Origin of the sequence: Noviherbaspirillum soli (assembly GCF_015352955.1) — a bacterium.
In the GTDB taxonomy this organism is placed as follows: Bacteria; Pseudomonadota; Gammaproteobacteria; order Burkholderiales; family Burkholderiaceae_D; genus Noviherbaspirillum_A; species Noviherbaspirillum_A soli.
Window position 1 is genome coordinate 1 of record NZ_JACYOX010000092.1, and the last position, 2,998, is coordinate 2,998.

Genomic DNA, 2,998 nt, shown 5'->3' on the forward strand with positions numbered 1-2,998 from the left:
CAGCTCCTTGATCTTGCCGATGGCCGCATTCGGGCTCAGGCCCTTGGGGCAGACGTCGACGCAGTTCATGATCGAGTGGCAGCGGAACAGGCGGTACGGATCTTCCAGGTTGTCCAGGCGCTCGCCGGTGGCCTCGTCGCGGCTGTCGGCAATGAAGCGGTAGGCTTGCAGCAGGCCGGCCGGACCGACGAACTTGTCCGGGTTCCACCAGAACGATGGGCACGACGTCGAGCAGCAGGCGCACAGGATGCACTCGTACAGGCCGTCCAGCTCTTCCCGCTCGGCCGGATACTGCAGGCGCTCCTTCTCCGGCGGGATCGTGTCGTTGATCAAAAACGGCTTGATCGAATGGTACTGCTTGAAGAAGTTGGTCATGTCCACGATCAGGTCGCGGATCACCGGCAACCCCGGCAGCGGACGCAGCACGATCGGCTGGCTCAGCTCGTTCAGGTTGGTGGTGCAGGCCAGGCCGTTCTTGCCGTTGATGTTCATCGCGTCCGAGCCGCACACGCCTTCGCGGCACGAGCGGCGCAGCGCCAGCGAATCGTCCACATCGGCCTTGATGCGCTGCAGCGCGTCCAGCAGCATCTTGTCGGTGTCCTTCAGCTCGACCGTCAGGTCCTGCATGTAGGGCTTGGCATCCTTGTCCGGGTCGTAGCGGTATATCTTGAATTTGACTGTGCGTGGCATGGTCTGTGTTCCCTGTATGCGTTCAGAAGGTGCGGGCTTTGGGCTTGAAGGTCTCGACCGTCAGCGGCCTGGTTTGCACCGGCTTGTATTCCAGGCGGTTGCCCTCGGAGTAGAACAGGGTGTGCTTCATCCAGTTCTCGTCGTCGCGCTTCTCGAAGTCGCGGTGGGCATGCGCGCCGCGCGATTCCTTGCGCGCCGCCGCCGAGGTGATGGTGGCCTTGGCCGTCTCGATCAGGTTGTCCAGCTCCAGCGCTTCGACCCGCGCCGTGTTGAACACCTTGGACTTGTCCTTGAACGACACATGCTTCCTGCGCTCGTCCAGCACCATGATTTCCTTGTAGCCCTGCTGCAGCAGCTCGTCGGTGCGGAACACGCCGCAGTAGTGCTGCATGGTGGCGCGGATGTCGTTGGCCACGTCCTGCACCCGCTCCGAACCGGTGGAGGTTTCCAGCTTGGCCAGGCGCGACAGCGCCAGGTCGGCCGCATCGGCCGGCAGGTCCTTGTTGCTGCGCGCCTTCAGGTTGCTGTTCACCACATGGTTGCCGGCCGCGCGGCCGAACACCAGCAGGTCCAGCAGCGAGTTGGTGCCCAGGCGGTTGGCGCCGTGCACCGACACGCAGGCGCATTCGCCCACCGCGTACAGGCCGTTGACGATCTCGTTGGGGTTGCCGTTCTTCGGCGCCACCACCTGGCCGTAGATGTTGGTCGGGATGCCGCCCATCTGGTAGTGAATCGTCGGCACGACCGGAATCGGTTCCTTGGTCGCGTCCACGTTGGCAAACTTGTGGCCGATCTCCAGGATCGACGGCAGCCGCTTCTGGATGGTCTCGGCGCCGATGTGGCGCAAATCCAGCAGCACGTGGTCCTTGTTCGGACCGCAGCCGCGGCCTTCCTTGATCTCCTGGTCCATCGAGCGCGACACGAAGTCGCGCGGCGCCAGGTCCTTCAGCGTGGGCGCATAGCGCTCCATGAAGCGTTCGCCATTGCTGTTGATCAGGATGCCGCCCTCGCCGCGCACGCCCTCGGTGATCAAGACGCCCGCGCCGGCCACGCCGGTCGGGTGGAACTGCCAGAACTCCATGTCTTCCAGCGGCAGGCCGGCGCGCGCCGCCATGCCCATGCCGTCGCCGGTGTTGATGAAGGCATTCGTCGATGCCGCCCAGATGCGCCCGGCGCCGCCGGTGGCCAGGATGGTGGTCTTGGCTTCGAGCATCATCACGTCGCCGGTTTCCATCTCCAGCGCCACCACGCCCAGCACGTCGCCGTCGGCGTCGCGGATCAGGTCGATGGCCATCCACTCGACGAAGAAGTGGGTCTTGGCGCGCACGTTGCGCTGGTACAGCGTGTGCAGCATCGCATGGCCGGTGCGGTCAGCCGCGGCGCAGGCGCGCTGCACCGGCTTCTCGCCGAAGTTGGCGGTATGGCCGCCGAACGGGCGCTGGTAGATGGTGCCGTCGGGATTGCGGTCGAACGGCATGCCGAAGTGTTCCAGCTCGTAGACGACCTTGGGCGCTTCGCGGCACATGAACTCGATGGCGTCCTGGTCGCCCAGGTAGTCGCCGCCCTTGACGGTGTCGAACATGTGCCAGTACCAGTTGTCCTCGGACATGTTGCCCAGCGAGGCGCCGACGCCGCCCTGCGCGGCCACGGTGTGGGAGCGGGTCGGGAAGACCTTGGACAGCACCGCCACGTTCAGGCCGGCCTCCGCCAGTTGCAGCGAGGCGCGCATGCCGGAACCGCCCGCGCCGACGATGACCACATCGAAGCGGCGGGAAGGGATGGAAGATTTGATTGCTGCCACGATTACACTCTCCAGAGAATCTGCGCCGCATAGCCGGCGCAACCGATGAGCCACACGATGGTGGCGCTTTGCAGCAAGAGGCGGGCGACGACGGGCTTGACGTAGTCCATCCAGATGTCGCGCATGCCGACCCAGACGTGATAGAACATCACGAGCAGGGTGACGAAGGTGGCGATCTTGAACCACTGGCGGGCGAACATGCCGGCCCAGCCTTCATAGCTGAAATTGCTGCCTGTGAGGAAGGTCACCAGGATGATGACGGTATAGAGGGCCATGACGATGGCGGTGACGCGCTGGGCCAGCCAGTCGCGAAAGCCATAGTGGGCGCCGACGACGAGGCGCTTGGAGCCGATATTGTTGTGCTTGATGGCCATGGTGTCAGAACACTCCGAACAGTTTCAGTGCGACCAGGAGGGTCAAAAACAGGCTGATGGCCAGCACGCTGGCGGCCGAGTGGCGCGAGCCTTCCTTGCTCAGGCCCATGTGCATGTCCATGAACAGGTGGCG

General features: G+C 64.4%; 3 protein-coding genes. All 3 read right to left on the reverse strand.

Translation table 11 applies throughout. The features are described from left to right. The coding region (locus IGW04_RS25425) for a succinate dehydrogenase iron-sulfur subunit (protein ID WP_194715882.1) at positions 1 to 690 on the reverse strand (690 nt) is incomplete at its 3' end. 22 nt (positions 691 to 712) lie between these two features. Then, entirely contained in the window at positions 713 to 2,491 is a 1,779-nt protein-coding gene (gene sdhA / locus IGW04_RS25430; protein WP_194715883.1) for a succinate dehydrogenase flavoprotein subunit, read from the reverse strand. A 2-nt stretch (positions 2,492 to 2,493) separates the two neighbouring features. Beyond that, complete coding sequence (sdhD, locus tag IGW04_RS25435; RefSeq protein ID WP_194715335.1) at positions 2,494 to 2,865, reverse strand: succinate dehydrogenase, hydrophobic membrane anchor protein; 372 nt, start codon at positions 2,863 to 2,865, stop codon at positions 2,494 to 2,496. Between the last annotated feature and the right edge of the window lie 133 nt (positions 2,866 to 2,998).

What these genes read in the sequence shown, in the direction of transcription:
- sdhD (WP_194715335.1), bottom strand. Translation starts at nt 2,865, where the DNA reads ATGGCCATCAAGCACAACAATATCGGCTCCAAGCGCCTCGTCGTCGGC.